We start from the raw sequence: 23,316 nt of genomic DNA on the forward strand, positions 1-23,316 counted from the left end.
CACCAACCGGACCTCGTCAAGTCGACCAAGAGTTCCCCGACCGGCCCCTCCCCCGCCACCCGATAAATCACTTCTGCGAATAGAAACGGCGCGGGTATCCCACAGAAGCTGTACGACCCATTCCCTCGCATTGTGACGCAACCTTCTTCTTGGTTTGTCCACGTCTCGAGACCTAGACACGCGGCAACGTCGGCGCCCAATGTCCATCCAACATATTCAAGCGTTCCGTCGGGGTTGCATAGCGCAATCTGAACAAGATACAGGAAATCCCACTCCCCTCCGCTTCCTCGAACCCAAACATCCACGTTCACCGTATCGCCGGACGCCACAAGCAGCGTATCCGGTCCGTTTTCGACCGTGCCGTCAAGATCCAGCGCCACCCAATACGGCTGCGCGGACACAAGATGGGGCCCTGCGAGTGCCATTGCAACCCCGAGCGCGGAACGCCACAGCATGTGTGACCACATGTGGTCCTCCCTTCATCGCGCACTTGAGGAACACCACGCTCATTGCGTTCGCCCCGCGATCGGAATGAGTCGCGAATCGCTCCGAAATCGGTATGGGATCCCCAGAATACCACGGAATGCATCCCCGGAATGCATGTGACAATCCGAACTCAGCGGAACAGGCTCTTCACCGACCCCCAGCTCGTCGGCTCCGTCGCCGTCACGTCCCCGATCTGGATCCGCGCGAGGACCTCGCCGTTGTTCGTGAAGGCCACCCATGAATAGACCTGGGACCACTCGAAGACCCCGGATTCAGGACGCAACGTCAAATTAGCGACCGACTGGTCCGAGGCTGCTTCGTATGTCACGGTGGCTATCTTGCGGGGGGGCCACATCGGATAATCATCAAAAGTGTCACGCCCACGCAGAAGCGCGCAACCCGATGTGTCCGGAGGAACGGCAACAAGCGCCCAATACCAGGGGACAAACTCCGTACCGACATACGTGAGCTTCCCAGCGTCTTCGCAAAGACCGATCCCGAACGCCAAGAAGAGACATTCCCACGGACCGCACTCCTCGGTACCGCAAATCCAAATGTCAATCGGGATCTGATCCCCGACGGATGTCACGATATAGTCCGGCTGCGGATCGCCGACGGCGCCGTCCAGGTCGGCCTCGACGGAGTACTGAGCCGAGACGCCGCCCGCGGCGAGCAACACGATCACGCTCGATACACACAACGCTCTCACGGCCCCCTCCTTCCGGAATCCCGGGATCGGGCGTCTCTCGCGGCGGCTGTTTCTCGGGTGCTTGACGCACAGGCTAGTTTAGCATGAAGAGGATTCTCCGTCACGAGGAATCCGCACCGGCCCTTTGGGTGACCGACACCTATTTCGCCTGCTCGCTCGGCGGGCCGATCTCCCCCTCGGGGCCTGATCGACGAGGCCGGGTACCCGCCCCCTCGACAAGGGAGCCGAAGGCTCCTGCCCGTGGAGGCGGGTGGCCGAGCGATCGGAGCCGAGAACGCGCGGGGCGCGTTCGGAGGCGTCCCCGAGAGGGAGGTCGGCCCGTCGAGCGAGTCTTCTGAGAACGCGCGGCGCGTTCAGAGACATCCCCGAGGGGGAGGTCCGCCCGCCGAACGAGCCCTGTTATCCGTGCGTGTCGAGCCAGCGGAGCGCCCCGTCGAGATCGGTGAACTCGCCGTCGAGCTGCGCCTCGAAAGCTCTTCCGAGGATCTCCCCCATCGCGGGCCCCGGCGTCCATCCCCTTTCGAGGAGATGCCGTCCCATCAGGATCGGGCGAGGGCCGCTCTCGGCCACGTCGAGCTCCTTCGCCGTCGCGAGAAGCCAATCGCCCGCCGGGAAGACGCGAGCGATCGCGTCGGGGGTCGTGCGGCCGTAGTGATCGGCGCGCGCGTGGCGCACAAGACGCTCGATCGGAACCTTCGTCGCCAGCCTCCGCACGGCGGACGGCCCCGCGCCCCCCTTGAAGAGCGAATGAGGCCGGAGGTGATGCACAACGAGCGCGACAACATCCTCGACCAAATCCCTGTCGCGCGTGAGGCGCGCGAGGAAGCTCCGCGTGGGCGCCTCGCCGAGCGGCTCGTGGTTCGGCGAGCGGAGCTTCCCGTCCTCGTCGTTCGTCGTGAGCGGCTTTCCGAGATCGTGGCAGAGCGCCGCGAACATAAGAACGAGATCCTCCCTCGGATCGCCGGTCTTGAGCGACGCCGCCGCGTCGAGCACGTGAAGCGTGTGCACCCAAACGTCCCCCTCAGGGTGCCATTCGTACTCCTGCCGGCAGTCGAACATCGTCTCGAGCTCCGGAAAGAAGCGCGTGAGATCGAGAACGCGCATGATCTGGAACGCGACCGACGGATGGCGCGGCTTAAGAAGCATCGCGCGGAACTCCTCGAAGAGCCGCTCCTCGGCAAGCTCGAAGAGATCGAGCGTGCGGCACAGATCCGCAGTCTCCTTCTCGACCTCGAAGAGAAACCGCGCCGCGAAACGACAGACGCGAAGACCGCGCAGGGGATCCTCGCCGAAATGATCGCGATCGACGGCGCGGAGAAGCCGACGCTCGATGTCGCGCCGCCCGCCGTGCGGATCGAGGATCTCGCCGCTGAGGAGATCCTCGGCCATCGCGTTGATCGTGAGGTCGCGCCGCCTGGCCGCCTCCTCGAACGGGAGCGACGGATCCGACTCGACGAGGAAGCCCTTGTGCCCCGAACCGATCTTGGTCTCGCGCCTCGGGATCGAGACATCGACCGGCCCGATCTTGACGACGCCGAACGCGCGGCCGACGAGATCGACTCGCCCGAAAGGATGGAGGATCTCGATCAGCCGGTCCGGCGGGATCCGAAAGACCTCGAGATCGATGTCCTTCCGCGCCTCGCCGGGAAGGAGGATCCTGTCGCGCACCCACCCGCCGACCGCGAGCGCGCGCCCCCCCTCGCGCTCCACCGCCCGCGAGATCTCGGTCGCCAATCGGAGAACATCGCCTTCGGTCATGACCCGCCTTCCGGTGCGCGGCCTCACCCCGCGCTCCCGCGGGGAATCGTTCGCTTCACCATTATAGACGATCCGAATCAGGAGCAGAGCCTCTCGACGAGGGGAAGCAAGTTCCGGCGATCGGGAACCTCGTTCCAAGGAACGAGGCCGCTGCCCACGCCGTGCGCGCATCCCGACCACGGCGTGGGCGGCGCGACCGCTCGGCTGTCTCCGCCGCTCCGCGCGCGAGAGAGAGGAGGCCGCGCCGCGCGAGCCGTCGAACGAGTTGTTGTTTCACGAGTTGAGCGGGAGGCCGCGCCCACCGAGCCTTCCCGGCCGGACGATCCCGCGGTCCCTCCCCGGCGCGCGGCCACACGGCGCCCGAACCGCCCGATTTCACCTTAACCTCTCATCTTTCAACTGATTCGATCGAATGCCCGCCGAATCCTTGAGTCTTCGGCATGCTTGATGCAGGAAGCACCCCGCGGGAGCAGGAGAAAGGACGCCGGATGCGGCGGCGCGCCGCTTCGGATCCCCGCGCCTGATCCGCGCGAAGAAGGAGGGAGCGCCATGAAATCGCCGACTCGCCGAATGGTTCTTGCCGTCTGTGCTCTCATCGTTCTCCTTGCGCCGCTGGCGCGCGCGGCCGGCGACCCGATCTGGTCGGTCCGAATCGAGGGCGAAGCGGCCACGCTTGTGACGAACGACTTCTCGGCCCTCTCCCGATCGGACGAGAAGAGCGCGCCCGCCGGCGATTTCCCGCTCTCGGTCCTTCGCGTGAAGAGGGTGGTCGACCGATCGGAGGTGCTGGGCGACCGCTTGGTTCCGCACATCCGATTGCAGGTCGCGCCGCTCTACGTGAACACGGATGGAACGCTCCGATCGAACGAGCTCACCTTCGTCCCGGACAACCGCGCGTCGAAGGACCTCGAAGGAGACGATTCCTTCGCGTTCCTCGCGCAGCCCGGAGGCGCGTGGGGGGCCGAGGCGGAGGCGCTCGCGAAGGTCTTTCCCGTGAGCTTCGTGAACTTGAGGGACATGCGCCACCAACAGATCAACACATGGATCCGATCGCCCGACGGATCGAAGGCGGCCGCCGTCATGGAGGTGGCGACCTTCTTCTTCGACGCGCAGTCGGGCGCCCCACCGGGTCCGTTCCCCCGGGTTCTCTATCTCCATCCGCTCCACAGCACGGCGGTCTCCTCTCGCCTCGATCGGATCGCGGGCATCGCGCGAGACGGGGACGAGGAATGGGTGGTCGCGTTCCGATTCGACGGACGGGTGTTCTATGAAGAGCCGCATCCGACAGGCTACGTCTACGATCAGCTTCAGTTCGTGCCCAACGGAGAGACGCTCATCTATGACCGGAAAGCGAAAGGCGGCCGCGCGGAGGCCGTCGTGCTCGATCTCCGGAACGGCGAGACGAAGACGCTCGAGGGAATTCCGGAGGGGTATCGCTACTACTCGCGGGACGGCCGCCGCCTGCTCATCCTGCGGGGCGAACCGGGAAGAGGGCCGACCCGCGCCGAGATCTTCGATTCATCCGATCCTCTCGCGCCATCCCCGCTCCCCGGCTCGTACTCGCCGGGCGATCAAATCGTGACCGCCGCCGTCTCCGACGACGGGTCGGCCGTCGCGCTCCAAGTGAGAAACGGCTTCAGGAATCCCCCGACCACGCGGGTCGTCCTCCTGGACGGAGATCTGAACGAGGTCGATGTGCTCCTCTCGGAGACGACGATGCAGGGGCTGCATTTCGCCGGGAAGATCCTCTTCGTCGGCTATCAAAAACACCCGAACCCGGTCCTCTTCGTCACGACCGAGGAGATCCGCGCGTACGACTGTTCACGATAAGGGAGGGAAGCTCATGTGCAGCGGGCCGATGGTCTTCGTCCTTCTCAGCCTCGCCTTCTTCGCGATCTCGGGAGAGGCCCGCGCGCGGCAGGTGTTCTCCGAGAACCCGATCCCATCGACGACGACGTTCGTCTACAACGAGTTCATGCAGCTTGTTTCGGCGTCGGACTCCCCCTACCGCCTGCACACGGGGATCGATTGCGCGGGAGAAACGGGCGATCCGGTTGTCGTTCCGCTTTCCGCGGGGAACGCGCAGGTACTGGGTGTCACCGAGAACTGCGTCTTCCTCGTGGCTCGCGATCGCCAAGCCGGCAGCTACGCATGCTTCCAGGCCATCCACTTGAACCCCAATCCGGTCCTCGCTCCCGGGATGTGGATCGACGCGGCGGATCCGCTCGGAACGCTCGACGCGAACCGGCATCTGCACGCCGAGATCTTCCTCTCCGCGGACGCCGAGGTCACGGACGCCGACCTCCGCAACCCCCGACTGCACGGCCTCGAGAACGCTCCGTGGATCACCGACACGATGGCGCCGGTTCTGGACACGATCCTCGCGCATTGGGGAGTCAACACGTGGACCTTCCGCGTCAAAGTCCACGACCAGAACGAGCACAACCCCTCCTACTATAACGGCATTCAACGAATCGAGCTCCGAATGGACGATCGCCTCGCGGATAGCATCCTGCTCGACGCGTTCGAGGACAAGTCCGGTCTCTTCCCTCCGGACGCCGGCGAGATTTACTACGATCCGTCGGCCGTGCCCGTGGGAACCAACAACCCGAACGTTCTCGAATACGTTCTCTCCTGCCCTGCCGCCTCCGGCGATCATGTCCTTCGGGTACTCTGCTGGGACGCGGCCGGCAACTCCGTGGAGTCTCCGCCGATGAAGCCGACCGTGGTCATGCTCTCGGATGAGGAGACGCCGGCTCCCTCATCGATGGACGTGTCTTCGTATCCGAACCCGTCGAGCTCCTCCTTCACGATCCGCCTCCGCATGCCGCGCGAGGAAGAAGCGGCCGTCGAGGTCTTCACCGCCGCGGGGCGAAAGGTGCGGACCATCCACCAAGGAAGCCTTCCCCGCGGGATCCTCGATCGGTCGTGGGACGGCAGGGATGAGCGGGGCCGCCCCGTCCCGCCCGGCGCCTACCTCATCCGGATGCAAACGCGCGGGACCGGCAGTCCGCCCGAGACGTTCGTCCGCAAAGTGAGCGTCGTCCGCTGATGGGCAGAACCGTGAAGAACACTGCGCCGCGGACGGTCTTCTCGCTACTCGCGATCGTGTGTCTCTTCCCTTCTCCCGCCCGCGCGTTCGATCCGCTTTCGACCGACCACGCGTACGACTATGTCATCCTCGCCCACGACAACCTCGCAACGGAGGCCCAGCGGCTTCTCGACCATCGCTCGACCGATCACCGATGCTGTCTTGTTCGGATATCCGAGATCGCCTCGTCGTTTCAGGGATCGAGCCTCGTCGAGAAGATCCGCGCCTTCGTCCATCACGCCTACCGGAACTGGAGGATCGCTCCGAGCTACCTTGTTCTCGTCGGAGACGCGAACATGACGAATCCGGCGCACGACCTCGTTCCCGCGCCGCTTCGCTGGAACGAGTTCTACGTCTGGCACGACAACCGGTGGTTCGCCGACGATACCTACTATGTCGAATCTCCCTTCGACGGAAACACGAAGCCGATCCTTCATGTCGGCAGGATTCCGGCGCGAACGAACGCGCAGCTCCGGAACGCGATCGACAAGATTCTCGCGTACGACGCCCTCGCCGGCTCCCCCGCCTGGCTGAGCCGCATCCTCATGCTCGTCGGGGACGCCAGCATCAACGGGAACAACCAGGTTTACAAGACGCTGAACGATCAACTGCGCGACGAGGAACTGAGCGGATGGCCCGAGATCGTGACGCGATACGCCTCCGACTACGACGACGACATGGAAGAGTGGCCGGAGATCCCGACTGAGGTCACGCGACAGGACTGGAACGCCGGCGTCGGGTACGCGAACGCTTTCGGGAACACGCTCGGCTGGACCAACCTGGTGTTCATGGCGTACTTCAACCTTCCGCCTGGAGGGACCGGCAACCCGACCTTCACGGAGAGCCTGGACGCCACGCACCGCTTCCCGGTGCTCTTCGCCGGAAGCTGTCTGATGAACTACTTCTACCGGGACTTCGAGCTGTCGGTCGGCGAGGATCTCCTTCTCTCCGAGCCCGACCGCGGAGCGGCGGCCGTTGTCGCCGCGACCCACGTGAACGACGCGGTCGAGTCGTACCAGATGAACCAATACTTCATCCACGAAATGATCCGCCGCGGCGTGCGGAACCTGGGGAGGCTCTTCACGGGCGCCCGGAGCCGCGTGCTCGAGCAGGGCCACGGGCACCCGACGTTCGCGCGGCAGTACTGCCTATTGGGAGATCCGGGCCTCGACATCAAGCTTCATCCCCTCCTCACCCCCACGGATTTCGCGAACGGAATGGAAATCGAGGACGCGCCCGTTTTCCAGGACGTTGTGCTCGCGCGATCGGCAGAGGGTCTTTCGAACGACAACCTGCGGATCGTTCATTCGGACGGCGGGGTCGATCCTCTTCTCTCCGAGCGCATGCTCCGCGCGACCCTCACCGACGGCGCCGGGGCACCGTTCATCGAATGGAAGATCCTGGAACCGAACCTCCCGATCGAGGAGAACACGATCCTCTCCTTCTGGATGAACGTTCCGGAATCGCCGGGCGGCGCGTGCAAGATCGTCCTGGACGGGAACACGACGGGCGGCCGCCTGAAGGACAACATCGGCGTCTTCGATCAGAACGGCGTCCCACTGAACGCCAAGTACCGAACGCCTCTCGGGCAAGGCTGGCGGTCCGTGTACGCGGATCTCTCCTCGCTTCAAGGATCCACGCTCCTCGATCTTCGCGTTCGCTACGAAACGACGGTGGCCTCGGATGCCGGGAATCTTCGCGCGTACATCGACGCCATCCGCGTGTCGAGGCCCGCGCCGGAAGCGGGAGAAATCCTGAACGCCTCGTTCGAGGAAGACGAGGACCGAAACGGGACGCCTGACTTCTGGACGAACCTCTGGGGCGAGACGACGACCGGCAACGTTCTCCGGAGCGACCACTACGCCCGCGACGGGACGCACAGCATGCTCGTGTACGACGAATGGTGCAACGGCCAGGGCGCGCAGCATGTCTTCCACTCGAATCCGAGCGCTCCCGCATACACGATGCGGTTCGATTGCATGGCCCCCGAAGAGACGTCTTTCCGCGTGATCGCCGCCGACTTGAACTGGGGAAGCGAGATTCTCAGCGCTTCCGGGAGCGCCGGGCCCGCTTGGAAACGGTTCGAATGCGCGTTCCCGAACCCGGATTGCGGGTTCGGAATGGGACGAATCGCGATCCGGATCCTCCCCGAGGATTGCGAGTATCCGTTGTACATCGACGCAATCCGCGTGCTCCCCGGACCGGAAGTCGGCATAGAGGGCGCATCGTCTCCCGCTCCCTTTCCGCTCTTCGCCGTCGCTTCGCCGAACCCCGTGCCGCGGGAAGGCGCGGCGCGGGTTCGCTTCGATCTGCCCCGCGGCGCGGAGGTGGCGATCGACGTGTTCGATCTCGCGGGAAGGCGGGTGGCGCGCATTCCCGAAACACGCTTCCCGGCGGGCGAGAACGGCATCGCATGGCATCCCGAAAGGCTCGGCGTTTCCTCGGGCGCGTACTTTCTCAAGTTCTACGTGGACGGGCGCGCGATCCCCGGCGGCCGCAAAATCCTCATCGTTAGGTAGGCCGCCGGAAGACGGCTCAAGAAACTCCTGCCTCGCTCCGCGGTGGTCGAGAGCGGCCTCCCGCGTGTATGCTTCCTCCGGACGCCTCGCACGAACCCGATCGACCGCGCGATCGGGACGCCGATCCGTAGGCGCGGCGGGAAGCGCGCGCGGCGTGGGCTCACGATCGACGGGGGGAGCTGGAATGGCGGCATGGTTCGGCAAGAGCCCGGAGAAACGGATCGAGAACGCGGAGCGCTTCGCGTCCGAGGAGCGTTGGCCCGAGGCGATCGACATCCTCGAAAAGGCGCTCCGCGCCGCGCCTAAGGATCGCGGGGCCTTGCGGGCGGAGATCGAACGGCGCATCGCGCGCTACGCCGAGTCGTACCTCGCCGTCCTCGAGGAGGGGATCGTTCGATCGATGGACGAGGGGAACATCGAGAAGGCCGAGGAACTCGCGGAGATCGCGGTCGAGTTCGCGCGGGACGATGAGAAGAAGCGCGCGCTCCGCGAGCTTGTCCGAAGAACTCCGGAGCCGCACCCCGCGCGCAAGGAGGATCCGGCGCCTGATCCATACAGCGACGAGCTGATCGATTCCTTGCTCCATGGATACATCGAGGGGCTCGACGCGGACGAGCGAGAGGAGATCTTGAAACGCCCCTTCGGCTTCCAGAAGGCGTTCGTCCTCTGGCAGGAGGGGAACCAGGAGGCGTCGAGGCGCGCCGCGGAGGAGTATGCCGCCCGGAACGCGCGAGACGCCTACGGGCACTTGGTTCTCGGCTTCGCGCTCGCCGCCGTCGGGAGAACGGATGAAGCGGCGGGCGCCTTCGAAACGGCTCGCGCCCTCGATCCGTCCCTCCTTCAGGCGGCGCTCGGGCTCGCCGCGATGGAAAGACGGCGCGGAGACCTCCCGCGCGCGGTCGCGCTCCTCGACGAGACCGTCGCGAAGATCAGAAGCGAGCCCGGACGCCACGGAGAGAAGTGCCGCGAAGAGGCCTTCCTCCTCGACCTCCAAGTGCTCGCCGAGGCGAACGAGAGCGAACGCGCGGAAAAGCTCTACCGGGAGCTCCGAGCGGAAGGACTTCTTCCGGAGCTTCTCTCCGTCGAGGCGCGTCTCGCGGAAGCCCGCGGCGAGTATGATGCGGCCGCGGGGACGTGGGACCGCCATCTCGCGGCGCGTCCCGGAATGGGGTCGATCACCGGGCACGGCGCGCGCGCCGCGGCCGCGGGCCCGGACGACTGGGAGGACGCGGCGGACTTCCACAGGCGCAGGGGAACCTTGAAACGCGCGCTCGATCTTTACGAGCGCGCGGCCCTTCTCATTACCGAACGGGTTCATTATTCAGGAGAGACGATTCCCGCCGGGGATCTTTTTCGCATCAAGAAGAAGAGCGCGCTCGTTCTCCTCGAGATGGGCAAACGCAAGGAGGCGGAGCGCATCGCCGAGGAGCTCGAGCGGGTGCGCCCCGTCCCGCCCGAGGCGGCCGAAATCCGCGAAGCACTTCGCGAAGACGACTGATTCCCCCACCGATCGTCCCGCCGCGGGAGACCCGTTCGTGATAGAATCATATAAAGGATTTCACGCCATCCGTCAGTAGGATGCTCCTTGCGGGAGCGCCAGGCCGCCGGGCGAGGAGGTGAACCGGTGAGTTCTTGAGCGCGCCGAGCCATGCCGATCCGGCACGGTGCCGGAAGCCCGGTCCGCGAGGAGTGTTCGATCCGGCGCTTCGGGGCCTCCGCCGATGGAAACACGCGGGGGGCTCCCGTCGGGTTGAGGTTCCCTTTCAGGGGTTTGCTTTCGAGGCGGGCTCTCGGAGTCTCTCTCGGAAAGCGCAAGTTGTGATGTTCCCCCGAGCGCTTGCCCCGCGATGCCCCGAGATCTTCCGAATCGCGGGAATGCTCTCGATCCTCCTCTCTTCCCTTCCGTCCCGCCCGATCGCGGCCGAACTCCCTCCTCCCTCCCTCCTTGACTCACTGCGTCTCTCGGAGGCGGACGAATGGGGTCCCCGCGATTCGCTTCTCGCGAAGAAGTCGGGCGGTCCGCGCGTCCTTTGCGGTGGGGACGTCCCCTGCCCATGCGGGGGGACCGTGATCGACGACTACTCGATGACCGAGGATCTTGTCGGCTGTCCCGAAGAAGGGCTCATCGTCGGGGCCGACTCGATCGTGATCGATTGCGCCGGGCACAGACTGTCCGGCTCCGAAGGAGGCGCGGGCTTCAGGGTCGAAGACCGCCGGCGCATCGTGATCCGCAACTGCCGGATTGCGGATTTTCGCATCGGGATTCTGGCTCACTCTTCGGAAGACTTGACGTTTCGAGAGAACCGTTTCGATGACAACAGGCTGAGCGCCGTGTGGGTGACCGGCGGAAAGAACGTCTTGATCGCGGAGAACTACTTCGAAGAGAACGGAACGGCCGGTGTCGGATATCGCGTCGGGGCTATCGCGACACTGGAGTCGACCACAACGAGCACAATCGCCGACAACACCGCCTTTCGAAACGGGAGTGCGCATCAGTATCTCGGGGGGATCATGCTGCAGGAATCCTCTCACAACAAGATCTTGAACAACGTGCTTGAAGACACCGGCGAGGACAACATCTGGATACGACTCGGAAGCGGGCATAACCGGATTGCCGGAAACACGCTGAACGACTCGGGAATGGACGGAATCTGGATTCGCGAAAGCGACGACAATGTGGCGGAGGACAACATCATCACGAACATCGACCTGTACGGGATCTACGTTCGAAGCGGAGGGCGGAATACAATTCGCGGAAACACGATCGAGCACTCCGGGAGACAGGCCCACGGGGGAATCGGAATCGGGGGTCATGAGTTCCCGTCGGCCGAGAACCTCGTGGAACGCAACGATGTCCGCTCTTCCCCGCAGGGTCTCGTGGTGCACGAGTATGCTCACGATAACGTCTTTTCGATGAACCATCTTGCCGGAAACGGGATCGGGGTTTTGGCGGGCTACGGACTTCCCGGCCTTCCGAACCGGGTCGTCCGAACCGTGATCGAGGAGTCGGCAAGTTTCGACGTCGCAATGCATGGACGGGAGAGCACGCTGGAGATCGTCGGATCGACGTTCGACCACGACTTGGTGCGGCTCGTTTGCAGGGGGGGAGTATGCCGGATCGAGGTTCGGTGGTTCGTGAGCCTGCGCGTCGAGGACGAAGTCGGACGCCCGGTCGAAGCCGCGGAGGCAACTCTCCGAGATGTGTTCGGAAACCTCGTCTTCGCAGGTACGAGCGGCCCCGACGGGTCATTCCCCGTCTTCGAGGCCACGCATTACGTGCTCGACCGGAACGGAAAGACCGAACACAACGCGCACATTCTTGAGGTCCGAAAGGAGTGCTTCGAGCCCGCTACGGTCGACTTGTGGATCGACGGCGACCTCTCCCGGACGATCGTTTTCGCGCAGAACCCCGCGCTCTCCGTCGCCGCCGGAACCGAGAAGACGGACATCGCGCTCTCCGTCTCGCCGAACCCGATCCGCGCCCGGACGACGCTCCGCTTCTCGCTCCCCTCGCCCGCACGCGTCCGCCTGGAGGTGTACGATGTCCGCGGGCGCCTCGCGGCGCGCATCGCGGATCGGTCTTACCCCGCGGGCCTTCACTCGGCCGACTGGATCATCACTGATTTCGATCGGCGGGAAACGTTCTCACCGGGAACGTATTTCATTCGGCTCGTCACGGGCGATCGATCCATTACGAAGAAGATCTCGATCGCCTGCGAGTGACGGATCCGTCGATTGCCTCGGGAAGAAACCTAGTCGCTCCCGGAGTCCGGGGGATCGGTCCAGCGGCCCAGCGCGCGGATGAGATCGATGAGCCGGTCCACCGCTTCCGATTCCGGCACCGACTTCTCGATCCGGCGCGGACCGATGTAGAGATCGACGCGACCGGGGCCGCTCCCGACATAGCCGACATCGGCGTCCGCCATCTCGCCCGGTCCGTTCACGATGCACCCCATGATCGCGATCTTGACATTCTTGAGATGGGAAGTTCTCTCGCGAACCCGAGCGGTCGCTTCCTCGAGATCGAACAGCGTCCTCCCGCACGACGGGCACGAGATGTACTCGACGCGGGTGATCCTTCTCCGGGTTCCCTGGAGAATCTCCCAGGCACTCCGGAGCCCGCACAGTCCTCGCGCGACGAGGAGATCGCCGATCGAGTCGAGCAGGGGCGGAGCGAGCGCGACGGCGTTTTCGATGATCCCTCGCTCTGCTTCGAGCAAGAGAAACTGCGGCCATCCGAGCTCGCGTTCGGAGAGAGCGCGCTCGAGCGCCGGGGCGAGATCCGCGGCCGGACCGAACGGCGCGCCGATCAGAGCGCCTCCCTCGAGTGCGCGCGGCAACGCGCTTCGAAGCCGATCGACGAGCGGGCCGATCTCCTCGGCCCGCTCGGCACGCAAGGCGGCGACCGGGATGATTCGATCGACTGCGAGAAGACGATCGGCCGCTTCCCAATCGATCGATTCGTGAGAGGGAAACGCGAACAAGAGAGCGCGGGGCTTCTTCCCGGCGCACGCGCGGAGCGCCTCGATCGGACGATGCGCATCCAACACGATCGGCTTTCCGCCCTCCCCTGCAGCGGCGACTTCGGCGGGAGAGCTCACGAGGTGAAGATCCGGCGGCTCCGTTCCGTCCGGAACGCACTCCGGTCCAGCGAGCACCGCGAGAGGCTCTTCGCCCCCAACGCGCCGCTCTCCGATCGCGAGTGGCATCGTTCCGCGCCGCGCGACGCCGAGCGGAGAGAGCGTCCCCTCTCTCGCCTCACGCGCTCTCTCCGCGGTTTCGAGAATCTCTCGCGCCGCCGGAATCTCGCGGAGCGGGTCCTCGGAAAGAGAAACGCGGATCGTGTCGCCCAGGCCTTCGGAAAGAAGAGCGCCGATTCCGGCCGCGGAGCGGACGCGTCCTTCCTCGCCCGATCCGGCCTCCGTGACGCCGAGATGAAGGGGGTAGCGGCCTCCCGCGGCATCCGTCTTGGCCGCGAAGAGACGGTTCGCCGCAACGGTGACTGCGGGGATCGAGGACTTCAAGGAGACAACGATCCGATCGAAGCCCATCCGCTCGCAGACGGCGATGTACTCGAGAGCGGATTCGACCATCCCCTCGGGTGTGTCGCCGTAACGCGCGGTGATCCGTTCGGAGAGAGACCCGTGGTTCACGCCGATGCGAAGCGCGGCGCCTCGTTCCTTGAGACGTAACACGAGAGGGCCAAAGAGCTCGGCGACGCGCGAGGCGCCCTCCTCGAGTGTCTCCCCGGGACGCATGCGGTCCGGGCGGTCCGCGAAGTTTCCCGGATTGATCCGCACCTTCTCGACGAAGTCGGCGGCGGCCATCGCTGCGTTCGGCGTGTAGTGGATGTCCGCGACGAGAGGCGTTCGGATCCCCGCTTCGCGAACCTCTCGATGGATTCTCCGGAGCGACTCGGCCGCCCGGACCGAAGGGACTGTGAGCCGCACGATCGCCGCTCCGGCGCGGGCCAGCTCGATCGTTTGCCGCACCGACGCCGGGACGTTGTTTGTGTCCGTCGTCGTCATCGACTGGATCGCGATCGGATTCCTCCCGCCGATCGCGACCTCGCCGATTCGCACCTCGCGGGCCGCTCTCCGGTTCACACGAATCGTCCCCCTCTCGACGAGGAGAACATAGAACCGGAAACGAAGGAAGGCAAGACCGCGCGGAAGGGCTCTCGGGTTGCGATTCCTTCTATCATCTGATATACGTAACTGCGGCAAGAGGACTCCACGGAAGGAGCGGGAACATGGACAGCCTGGCGCAGGCGGGCGCCGGTGATCCCTCGGTCTTCTCCATTCGCACGCTGATCGTCGTCGCGGGAATCATCGTCGCGACGCTGATCGCGCAGAAGGTCTTCCAGCATCTTCTCCTCGGGCACCTGAAACGGCTGGCGAGCCGATCCAAGACCGACATCGACGACGCGGTCGTTCACGCCATCGATCGGCCGATCGGCGTTCTGATCTTCCTGGTCGGAATCCACATCGCCCTCTCGTATCTCCGAATTCCGGAGGAGCCGATCAACTTCCGGAGATTTTCGCAGCTTGCGATTCTCCTCTTCGTCACGCTCGACTTGACATGGCTTCTCATCCGCCTGACCGAGGTGTTCGCACTCTTCCTCCAGAGCGTCGTGCAGAAGACCGACTCCTCTCTCGACGACCAGCTCGTTCCTCTCATCCGAAAGTCGCTGAAGGTCGCGGTCGCGATACTCGGTTTCGTCCTCATCATCCAGAATCTCGGATACAAGGTAACGGGCCTCCTCGCCGGGCTCGGCATCGGAGGTCTCGCGCTCGCCCTCGCCGCGCAGAGCACTCTCGCGAACGTCTTCGGATCGATCACGATCTTGCTCGACCGGCCGTTCGCGGTCGGCGACTTGATTAAGGGGGAGGGCTTCTTCGGGTTCGTGGAGGAGGTGGGGCTTCGCTCGACTCGCATCCGGCAGCTTTTCCGGACTCGCGTCACAGTGCCGAACTCGGTTCTGGCCAACCTCACGCTCGAGAACTGGAGCCTTCTCGACTCGCGCCGCGCCGATTTCACCGTCGGGGTCACCTACGAGACGACGGCGAGCCGAATGGAGGAAGCGGTCCGGGCCATTCGCGACATTCTCGAGGCGCGCGAGGACATCAACAAAGAGACGATTCAAGTTCGCTTCACCGAGTTCGGCGAGAGCTCTCTGAATATCAAAGTGATCTTCCTTACGCCGACGATCGACTACGGTACGTTCCTCATGCTGCAGGAAGAGGTGAACCTCGCCATCATGCGCGCTCTCGAAAGGCTCGGGCTCTCGATCGCCTTCCCGACTCGTACGGTGTACCTGCGCGCGCAGGAACCGAAGTAGAAGGAACAGGGACGAACTACTCTTCGAAGAGACGGAAGAGCTCTTCTTCGGTGAGCGGGGAGCGTCTCGCGAGAGAGAGGTTCTCGACCGCGTGCAGATCCCGGCTCATCCCGACGATCACCGAGGAGACCCCGGGGACCGAACGCGCGAATTGGATCGCCCTCTCCGCGTTCGAGGCGAGATCGCGCATCCCCGCCGCGAGGAAGCCCGGAAAGCGCTTGAGAAGACGCCCCTGAAGAAGAGGAACTGAAGTGGTCACGGCGAGTCCGAGACGCGACGCCGCGTCGATCGCCGAGAGGCTCTCCCCGCCGACCTCCTGAGCCGTGAGCGCGAAGGCCTCCATCATCGCGGCGTTGAAGGGAAGTTGGATCGCGGCGAAGCGATGCTCTCCGCCGGCCGCTTCTCTCGCCGCGTTCACCAAGTCCTGGATCGAGATATAGACGGGGCTCGAGGGCTCCGCCCGAAAGGCCTCCCACGACGAGACCCCGTAGCACCCGATTCTTCCCCGCGCCGCCTCCTCCTCGAGGAAGGCGAATGCCCGCCGGATCCGATCGAGGAAATGCGGTTTCGGAAGAACCGCGCGATGGACCTCTGGGTTGTGAAGATAATACAGATCGATTGTTTCGAGACGAAGGTTCTCGAGGCTTCTCGTGATCTGCTTCTCGAGAAACCGGGGAGTCATTGAGTGGCATCCGCCCACAAGGCAATCCTCATCTACGATTCCGGTCTCTATGTAGGCGGCGCGGATGAACGCGCGGATGTTCGGCGGCGGTTCTCCGTCGAACGGAATGTAGCCTCCCTTCGTCGAGAGGACGATCTCCTCGCGCGAGAACGCGCCCGCGTCGAAGAGGGCGGCGAGAGCGCGGCCTATCGCTTTCTCGCTTCTCATGCAGCGGTAGTTGATCGCCGTGTCGACGTGATTGCATGCGTGGCGGAGCGCCTCGGCCAGAGTTCGCTCATAGCCGGCATCCACCGAGTCCTCGTGGAGACCGAGGTAGGTCCCCATCCCGATCGATCCGACCGTGAAGCGGCCGAGCGCGCGGAAATGGCCGGTGGCGGATTTCCCTTGGAAACGATCTCGATAGGAAGCGGTCCCTTCGGGGGTCGCCCGGTTCAACTTCGACAAGCGGCGCTCCCTCCCATGTTGGCCGAGGTTAGCAGGCGCGCGCGGCGCATCGCAAGCGCGCCGGCATCACTCCGCGGCCGCGGCTTTCTTCTCCCGCGGGCGCGGGCCGCGGATGCGCGAGGCGAGCGTATGGAACGTGGACGCATCGTCCTTCGAGAGCTCGGCTCGTGCGAGGATGACGCGGAGATGCCTCATCACCGCGCGCACCTTCTTTTCGTTCATCCCGCTCTCTCGAAGCGCTTCCTCCATGCGAGCGTACATTCGCTCCATCTCGTCGTCCGAGGCAAGAACGGGCGATCCGGCGCGATCCGCCGGCGCGCGAAGGGCAAGACCCGACTCGTAAGCCATCAGCATGATCGCCTGCGCAAGGTTGAGAGACGGATAATCGATCGGCGACGGGATTGTCACGATGAGCCGACAGCGAAGAACATCCTCGTTCTCGAGACCTGTCTTTTCCGGCCCGAAGAGGATCGCGATCTCCTCGCCCCGAGGGATCTTCGCGAGCCTCGCTCCCCACTCGCGCGCCGTGACGGTTTCGGCCTGGTGCCTCCGGAGGCGGCGCGTCGTCCCGACGACCCATGTGCAGCCGCGGAGGGCCTCGTCGAGCGACCCGTGAACCTCCGCCTCTTCGAGGAGATCCTCCGCCCCGTGCGCCATCGCGACAGCATGCGGAGTCTTCCAGCCGTCGGCAGGCGAGACGAGCACGAGCCTTTGGAAGCCCATCGCCTTCATCCCGCGCGCTGCGGCTCCGATGTTCCCCGGCTCCGTCGTCCCGATGAGGACGAAGCGCACGTCTTCCTTGGACGGCGCGTCCCCCCGATCGATCCAGAAAGGACCCTCGCGTTTCATACCCGGACCGGTCTCACGCCGCGCGCTGCTTCTCCTTGGCCCAGAGCTGCGCCAGCTCGATCAGAGTTCGTACGGAGAGCTCCATCTCCTCGAGACAGGCGTACTCGAGAGGAGAGTGGAAGTTGTGCATCCCGCAAAAGAGATTCGGCGTCGGGAGACCCATTTCCGAGAGGCGCGAACCGTCGGTCCCGCCGCGAATCGCCTCGAAGATCGGTTTCACGCCGATCTTCTTGATCGCCTCGGTCGCGAGCTTCACGGCGCGCGGTTCCTTGACGAGGTACTCGGCCATGTTGCGGTACTGCGTCTTGACATTGATCTCGACCTTCGCCTTCGGGTGCTCCGCTTCGATCGTCGCGGCGATCCCCTGGAGGATCTTCGCTTGTCTCGCGAGGTCTTTCGTCACGAAGCTCCGGAGAAGGATCTTGATCTTCGACTGCGCCACGCCCCCTTCGAGCACGTACGGATGGAGGAACGGCTGGCGTCCCGAGGTCGTTTCCGGCGCGAGACGATGCCAGGGCATCCTCGTGAGAAACTGCCCGGCGAGACGGATCGAGTTGACCATCTTCCCCGTCGCGAGCCCGGGGTGGATGTTCACGCCGGTGATCGTCACGGTCGCGAGATCGGCCGAAAAGGTCTCGTTCTCGAGCGCGCCGGCGCTCCCCCCGTCGAGCGTGTAAGCGACCGAAGCGTTCACTTCCTTGAGATCGATCTTCGCGGTCCCTCGCCCAACCTCTTCGTCGCAGGTGAAAACGACGCGGATCGGCCCCCGCGGAATCTCGGGGTTCGCCATCAGCTCGGCCGCGGCGGTCATGATCACGGCGACGCCCGCCTTGTCGTCCGCCCCGAGAAGGGTCGTGCCGTCGGAGGTGATGATCGTCTTCCCCTTCAGCTCCTTCAGTCCTTCCGTTTCGGCGACTCGAATGACCTTCGACTTGTCGCCGGGAAGGACGATGTCCTTACCGTCGTACTTCTTGTGAACGACCGGCTTCACGTTCTTGCCGCTCGCCTCCGGGGACGTGTCCATGTGCGCGAGCCAGGCGACCGTCGGCGCGGTCTTCACATTTCCCGGAATCGTCGCGAGGACGATGCCGTGCTTGTTCTGCTTCGCATCCTTGAGCCCGAGTGCGAGCAGTTCCTTCACGAGGATCTTGCCCAGCTCGAGCTGCCCCGGCGAGCTCGGATAGGCCTCCGTCTCGTCCACCGCGGTCGTTTCGACTTTCACGTACCTCAAGAACCGATCGAGCAACGAATCCATTCTCTTCACTCCCTTTATGGATGGACTATTCCGCCTCCCGATTGAGTCGGCCCCCGCCTCTTACGATTCCTCCCGGCTTGCGTCCGCGGGAAGCCGCTTTCGAATCGCGACGATCCGGAAGGTTCGATCCAGAATCGGACCCACCTCGTCCCCCGTCTTCTTCCCGAGAAGAAGCGCTCCGAGCGGAGCCCGATACGAGACGATCTCTCCGCCGAAATCGCGGTCCCCCTCGCCGAGAATCCAATAGGTGCGCGTCTCCCCGGCATCCGACACGAGATCCACTTCGGTCCCCGGCCCCGCCTCGTCCTCGCGGATCTCGGTCTCTTCGATCGCCCTCGCTCGGCGAACCCGCTCGCGAAGCTCCTCGAGCCGCAGGCTCACCTCCGCCTGCTTCTGTTTGGCCGCGTCGTACTCGGCATTCTCGCTGAGGTCTCCGTGCTCGCGCGCCCTCTGGATCTCTTGCGGGATCGCCGTCTTCAGTTCCCAATCGAGCGCCTCGACCTCCTTCCGAATGCGGACGAGGGTGCGCCGCGTCATCAGGATCCAATCCCCAAAACGCGCGTAGACATCCTTCTCCGCTTGCGGGTGGAGAGAGCGGCGTCTCGATTCGACCTCCTCGGCGACCTCGCGAAGCGCCGTTCCGTCGAGAGCCTCGAGGATCGGATAGAGGTAGCGCTCCGAGTGCTTCCACTCGATGAGACGATTGCGGAGGTAGCGCGTCTCTTCCGGGGTGGCGGCCTCCGCCTTCATCCTCTTTTGGAACGCCTCGGATCCGAGCATGTCGAGCGCCTGTTTCCGGAACGTCTCCCTCTCCGGGCTCTCCACGATGTCGATGAGGGCGTGCACGCACGTCCACGCGCAGGGCGCATCCCTGTCGACCAGCTCGCGAGCGACGTGGAGAACCGCGTTCGGCCGGGACGGGCTCGCATCGAGAACTTGGCGGATCTCGCGATCGCTCTCCTCCCGCGCGCGAAGCGCCGACCAGGCCTCCCTCCGCACGCCGAGAACTTTCGAATCGAGGAGGATCACCGCGACGGCCGTCCTTCGGTCCTCGGGGGCGAGGGCGAGAAGCGTCTTCTGCTGATCCGTGCTGAAGGGGGTGAGATCGGGAGACCGCACGAAGGCGGTCAGCGCCGCGTGGAATCCCTCCGGGTCGGCGACCCCCACGAACCGGAGAAGAAGGTGCGCCAGTAGGCGCTCCGCCGCTGGCCGGATCTCCTCGGCCGCGATCGACCGAAGCTCGTCCCCGTAGCGGGATGCCACATGAGCCGTCTCTTCAGGATGCTGTTCGAGAAGACGAAAGAGAAGGTCGAGCCCCTTCCGAAAGGTCCGCGAGAGATCGACCTCGGGGAGGGGCGAGGAGAGCTCCCTCGATCCGCGAAGCCTCACGACCTTTCGGAAGAACTGCGAGAAGTCGAAGCGCGGGTCCGATTCCGCTTCCTTCTTCGCCCCTCTCCACCAGTCGGCCCAGCCGGACGGAGGCAGGAGCCCGAGCGTCACGAGCGTCTTCTTGATCTCGTCCTGGATCGCTTCGCCCTTCAAGTGTTCGAGCACATGATAGAGAAAGTCCGCGCGGTTCTTGCGGAGCGCCTCCATCATTCCCTCTCGATCGAGGAAGACCTTGACCCGGAGGTCGGTCGGTTCGAGAAGAACGAGCGCCGTCCGCGCGAGGGAGACGCTCATCCGGTGATCGCGTTTCCCGTCGAATCGAAGCTGGAGGGTCTCCCCGTCGTTCTCCAGGATCTCCCCGACCCCCCAGCCCTGGTGAATGACGTGTCGGCCGGGCGGGGTTTCGAGCAGTCGATCGAGCATCGCGAGCGACTTCTCGATCGGGACATCCGGGTTCGAGATCCCCGCGGTAAGGAAGAGCTTCTCGGGGTCGCGAAGGGTCGCGAACGCAGCGACGCCGGCCGCGAAGGCGGCGTTCCGAAACGTCTCTCTCTCCGTCGATTTTTCGAGCGCCCGGCGGAGCAGGATCCATTCCTCTCTCGCGAGTCCGTGCCCCGCGAAGGCCGAATGTGCGATCTCGAAGAGGTTCGCCGCGACCCCGGCCTCGCCGGAGCGGATCAGTTGGTCGAGCGCCTCGAGAATCCGATGAAGACGCTCCCGCGACGGATTCTCTAAGACATAAAGCGTTCCTTCTTCGAGCCGGTCGATCTGCTTCTGCTCGGCGAAACCGGGGAGAGACCGGGCGATGAGATCGAAACCGGAGGCGTCCCCGGCTTCCGCGCGCGCGCGGCCGAGCGCCCAGAGAACCCGGCGATCGTCTTCGTCCAAGGAGAACGCGCGCTCGAGCAAGGAGACCGGCACGTGCGAGCCACCGCTCTTCTCCCAGGCCCGCGCGGCCGCGCGCGCAAGCTCCGGCGCGCTCACGTGCCGGAGAGCCGTGTCGAGAACCGCCGCGAGGCCTTCCCAATTCTCTTGGTGCTCGAGGCGCTCGCTCACGCGAAAGAAGAGCTGACGCGCCACCACGTCGTCCCCCACGCGGGATTGAAGACACGCCGCCGCGTACACGACCGCTCCCCCCGCGTCCTTCCCTTGGAGCAGCGGGTTGAGAAGAGTCAGATAGCTGGCGCCCTGTCCTTCCTCCAGGATCGACGTGATCGCACGGTCGATTCGATCCACCGCCTCCCGATCGAGCCGAACGGCTCCGCCGAGAGGATCCTCGCTCATCTTCAACGTCTCACGAAGGTTCTCCACGGACCATCCTCCCCGGACAGACGTTCACCCGGCCGGTCTTCGATCGTTCCTCCCGAGGGTCCCGGTGAAGGTACCAGACGACGCCGAAAAAGGACAACGCCGAGTTCGCGCGGTTCGGCGGGCGGCGCCGCATGGGGGGCAACCGAGAACGCCTGCTCCAACGGGCTTCCGGATTGAGGTTCCCATGCGCGTGTGGTCTAATAGGGGCCGGCGAGGGCGGCCGCACGCCGGGCCGCGAGGCTAACGAGATAACTCTTTCGAATTCAGGGAGATACATGATGGCTCTCGTCGAGTGCGTGCCCAACATCAGCGAAGGCCGGGATCGAGCGGTGATCGATGCGATCGTGGGGGCGGCCGAGAAGGCGGGCGTCACCATCCTTGACGTCGACCCCGGCCGCGCGACCAACCGGACCGTGATCACGTTCGTCGGCTCTCCGGATCAGGTCGTCGAGGGGGCCTTTCTCCTCATCGCCGAGGCGGCTGAGCGGATCGACATGAGGAAGCACGCCGGCGAGCATCCGCGCATGGGCGCGACCGATGTGTGTCCCTTCGTCCCCGTCTCCGGCGTGACGATGGAGGATTGCGCCGAGCTCGCCCGCCGTCTCGGAAAGCGAGTCGGCGAGGAGCTCGACATTCCGGTCTATCTCTACGAGTACGCGGCGACGGCGCCCGAGCGGAAGAACCTCGCCTGGATCCGGCAGGGGGAGTACGAGGGGCTCGCCGAGAACATCACGAGGCCGGAGCGCGTTCCCGATTTCGGGAAGCCGGTGTTCAACGCGCGTGCGGGCGCGACCGCGATCGGCGCCCGGAAGTTCCTCATCGCCTACAACATCAATCTCAACACGCTCGACAAGAAGCTCGCCCACGACATCGCGCTCAACATCCGCGAGGCGGGACGGAGCGCGCGCGGCGAGGACGGCAAGATCCTGCGGGACGAAGACGGCAATACGGTGAAGCAGGCGGGGCTTTTCCCGCACGTCAAGGCGGTCGGTTGGATTATCGAGGAGTACCGGCGCGCGCAGATCTCGATCAACTTCACCGACTACGAGGTCTCGCCGCCGCACCTCGTGTTCGACGAGGTGTGCAAGCAGGCGGCGGAGCGCGGGATGCGCGTCACGGGGAGCGAGCTTGTCGGCCTCATCCCGAAGAACGCGCTCCTCGCCGCCGGCACGCACTATCTCAAGAAGCAAGGGCGTTCGCACGGCGTTCCGGAGCCGATGCTCATCGAGACGGCGGTCCAATCCCTCGGGCTCTCCGATCTCTATCCCTTCAAGCCTGAAGAGAAGATCATCGAGTACCGCGTCGCTCCGCGCATGGGTCCGCTGGCGTCGAAGACGATCACCGCGTTCGCCGACGAAGTGTCGACCGAGTCCCCGGCCCCCGGCGGGGGAAGCGTCGCCGCGCTCGCCGGCGCGCTCGGAGCCGCGCTCGCCGCGATGGTCGCGAACCTCACGGTCGGCAAGAAAGGGTTCGAGAGCGCCTGGGACGGCATGGCCGATCTCGCCGCGAAAGGTCAAGAGCTCAAGGACTTCTTCTTGCGGGCGATCGACGAGGACACGCGGGCGTTCACCGCGGTGATGGACGCCTCGCGCCTCCCGAAGAAGACGAAGGACGAAGCGGCGGCGCGCGAGAAGGCGATCGAGAAGGCGATGAAGGAGGCGGCGCTCGTTCCGCTCCGAACGCTCGAACGGACCGACGAGGTGGTCGCCCTCGCCGCGGAGGCGGCGGACAAGGGTAACCCTGCGTCCGTGTCCGACGCGGCGGTCGCCGCCCTCTGCGCGCAGAACGCGGCCGAAGGCGCCTGGTTCAACGTGATTATCAACCTCGGGCAGATCGCGGACGAGGCGTTCGTCCGGGAGACCCGCCGCCGCGCGGACGAGGTGCTCGATCGGGTCCGGTCCGGATCGGAGAAGGTCCGGGAGACCGTGCGAAAGATGCTGGGGACATCCTGAGGCGCCGCCGCACTCGCGGACGGCGATCGG

Annotated in this window: 14 protein-coding genes; 7 read left to right on the forward strand and 7 right to left on the reverse strand. The window is 64.9% G+C overall.

Annotation, left to right across the window (positions count from 1 at the left end; genetic code table 11):
• Window positions 1-616 precede the first annotated feature (616 nt).
• Window positions 617-1,195 carry a hypothetical protein gene (locus tag FJY73_06885; GenBank protein ID MBM3320384.1) on the reverse strand — a complete coding sequence of 193 codons (579 nt, stop codon included), beginning with the start codon at window positions 1,193-1,195 and terminating at the stop codon, window positions 617-619.
• Between the two features lie 399 nt (window positions 1,196-1,594).
• Window positions 1,595-2,953 carry an HD domain-containing protein gene (locus FJY73_06890; protein ID MBM3320385.1) on the reverse strand — a complete coding sequence of 453 codons (1,359 nt, stop codon included), beginning with the start codon at window positions 2,951-2,953 and terminating at the stop codon, window positions 1,595-1,597.
• 549 nt (window positions 2,954-3,502) lie between these two features.
• On the opposite strand from FJY73_06890, the gene FJY73_06895 reads away from it, so the two are divergent.
• The 5 genes from FJY73_06895 (at window position 3,503) to FJY73_06915 (ending at window position 12,286) form a co-directional block, all read left to right on the forward strand.
• Entirely contained in the window at window positions 3,503-4,783 is a 1,281-nt protein-coding gene (locus FJY73_06895; protein ID MBM3320386.1) for a hypothetical protein, read from the forward strand.
• Window positions 4,784-4,796: 13 nt separating this feature from the next.
• Window positions 4,797-6,005: a hypothetical protein gene (locus FJY73_06900; GenBank protein ID MBM3320387.1), complete on the forward strand. Its 1,209-nt coding sequence runs from the start codon at window positions 4,797-4,799 to the stop codon at window positions 6,003-6,005.
• A complete protein-coding gene (locus FJY73_06905; GenBank protein ID MBM3320388.1) occupies window positions 6,005-8,563 on the forward strand; it encodes a hypothetical protein in 2,559 nt (852 codons plus the stop codon). The genes FJY73_06900 and FJY73_06905 overlap by 1 nt, the downstream gene beginning before the upstream one ends.
• A gap of 184 nt (window positions 8,564-8,747) precedes the next feature.
• Window positions 8,748-10,061 (forward strand): tetratricopeptide repeat protein, encoded by a 1,314-nt coding sequence (locus FJY73_06910; protein MBM3320389.1) that lies wholly within the window; start codon window positions 8,748-8,750, stop codon window positions 10,059-10,061.
• Window positions 10,062-10,438: 377 nt separating this feature from the next.
• Window positions 10,439-12,286: a right-handed parallel beta-helix repeat-containing protein gene (locus FJY73_06915; GenBank protein ID MBM3320390.1), complete on the forward strand. Its 1,848-nt coding sequence runs from the start codon at window positions 10,439-10,441 to the stop codon at window positions 12,284-12,286.
• Window positions 12,287-12,315: 29 nt separating this feature from the next.
• On the opposite strand, the gene ispG is transcribed toward FJY73_06915, so the two are convergent.
• Window positions 12,316-14,169 carry a (E)-4-hydroxy-3-methylbut-2-enyl-diphosphate synthase gene (ispG, locus tag FJY73_06920; GenBank protein ID MBM3320391.1) on the reverse strand — a complete coding sequence of 618 codons (1,854 nt, stop codon included), beginning with the start codon at window positions 14,167-14,169 and terminating at the stop codon, window positions 12,316-12,318.
• 146 nt (window positions 14,170-14,315) lie between these two features.
• On the opposite strand from ispG, the gene FJY73_06925 reads away from it, so the two are divergent.
• Window positions 14,316-15,404: a mechanosensitive ion channel gene (locus FJY73_06925; GenBank protein MBM3320392.1), complete on the forward strand. Its 1,089-nt coding sequence runs from the start codon at window positions 14,316-14,318 to the stop codon at window positions 15,402-15,404.
• A 16-nt stretch (window positions 15,405-15,420) separates the two neighbouring features.
• On the opposite strand, the gene FJY73_06930 is transcribed toward FJY73_06925, so the two are convergent.
• From FJY73_06930 to FJY73_06945, 4 genes are all read right to left on the reverse strand, one after another.
• Window positions 15,421-16,530, reverse strand: coding sequence for an aldo/keto reductase (locus FJY73_06930; GenBank protein ID MBM3320393.1), 1,110 nt, complete (start codon window positions 16,528-16,530; stop codon window positions 15,421-15,423).
• 66 nt (window positions 16,531-16,596) lie between these two features.
• On the reverse strand, window positions 16,597-17,379 hold the full coding sequence (locus tag FJY73_06935; GenBank protein ID MBM3320394.1) for an RNA methyltransferase: 783 nt from the start codon (window positions 17,377-17,379) through the stop codon (window positions 16,597-16,599).
• A gap of 13 nt (window positions 17,380-17,392) precedes the next feature.
• A complete protein-coding gene (pepT, locus tag FJY73_06940) occupies window positions 17,393-18,634 on the reverse strand; it encodes a peptidase T (protein ID MBM3320395.1) in 1,242 nt (413 codons plus the stop codon).
• Window positions 18,635-18,694: 60 nt separating this feature from the next.
• A complete protein-coding gene (locus FJY73_06945) occupies window positions 18,695-21,334 on the reverse strand; it encodes a GreA/GreB family elongation factor (protein ID MBM3320396.1) in 2,640 nt (879 codons plus the stop codon).
• 278 nt (window positions 21,335-21,612) lie between these two features.
• Here FJY73_06945 and ftcD point away from each other — a divergent pair, with 278 nt between their 5' ends.
• Window positions 21,613-23,286, forward strand: coding sequence for a glutamate formimidoyltransferase (gene ftcD, locus FJY73_06950; GenBank protein ID MBM3320397.1), 1,674 nt, complete (start codon window positions 21,613-21,615; stop codon window positions 23,284-23,286).
• Window positions 23,287-23,316: the final 30 nt, after the last annotated feature.

Source organism: Candidatus Eisenbacteria bacterium (genome assembly GCA_016867715.1).
In the GTDB taxonomy this organism is placed as follows: domain Bacteria; phylum Orphanbacterota; class Orphanbacteria; order Orphanbacterales; family Orphanbacteraceae; genus VGIW01.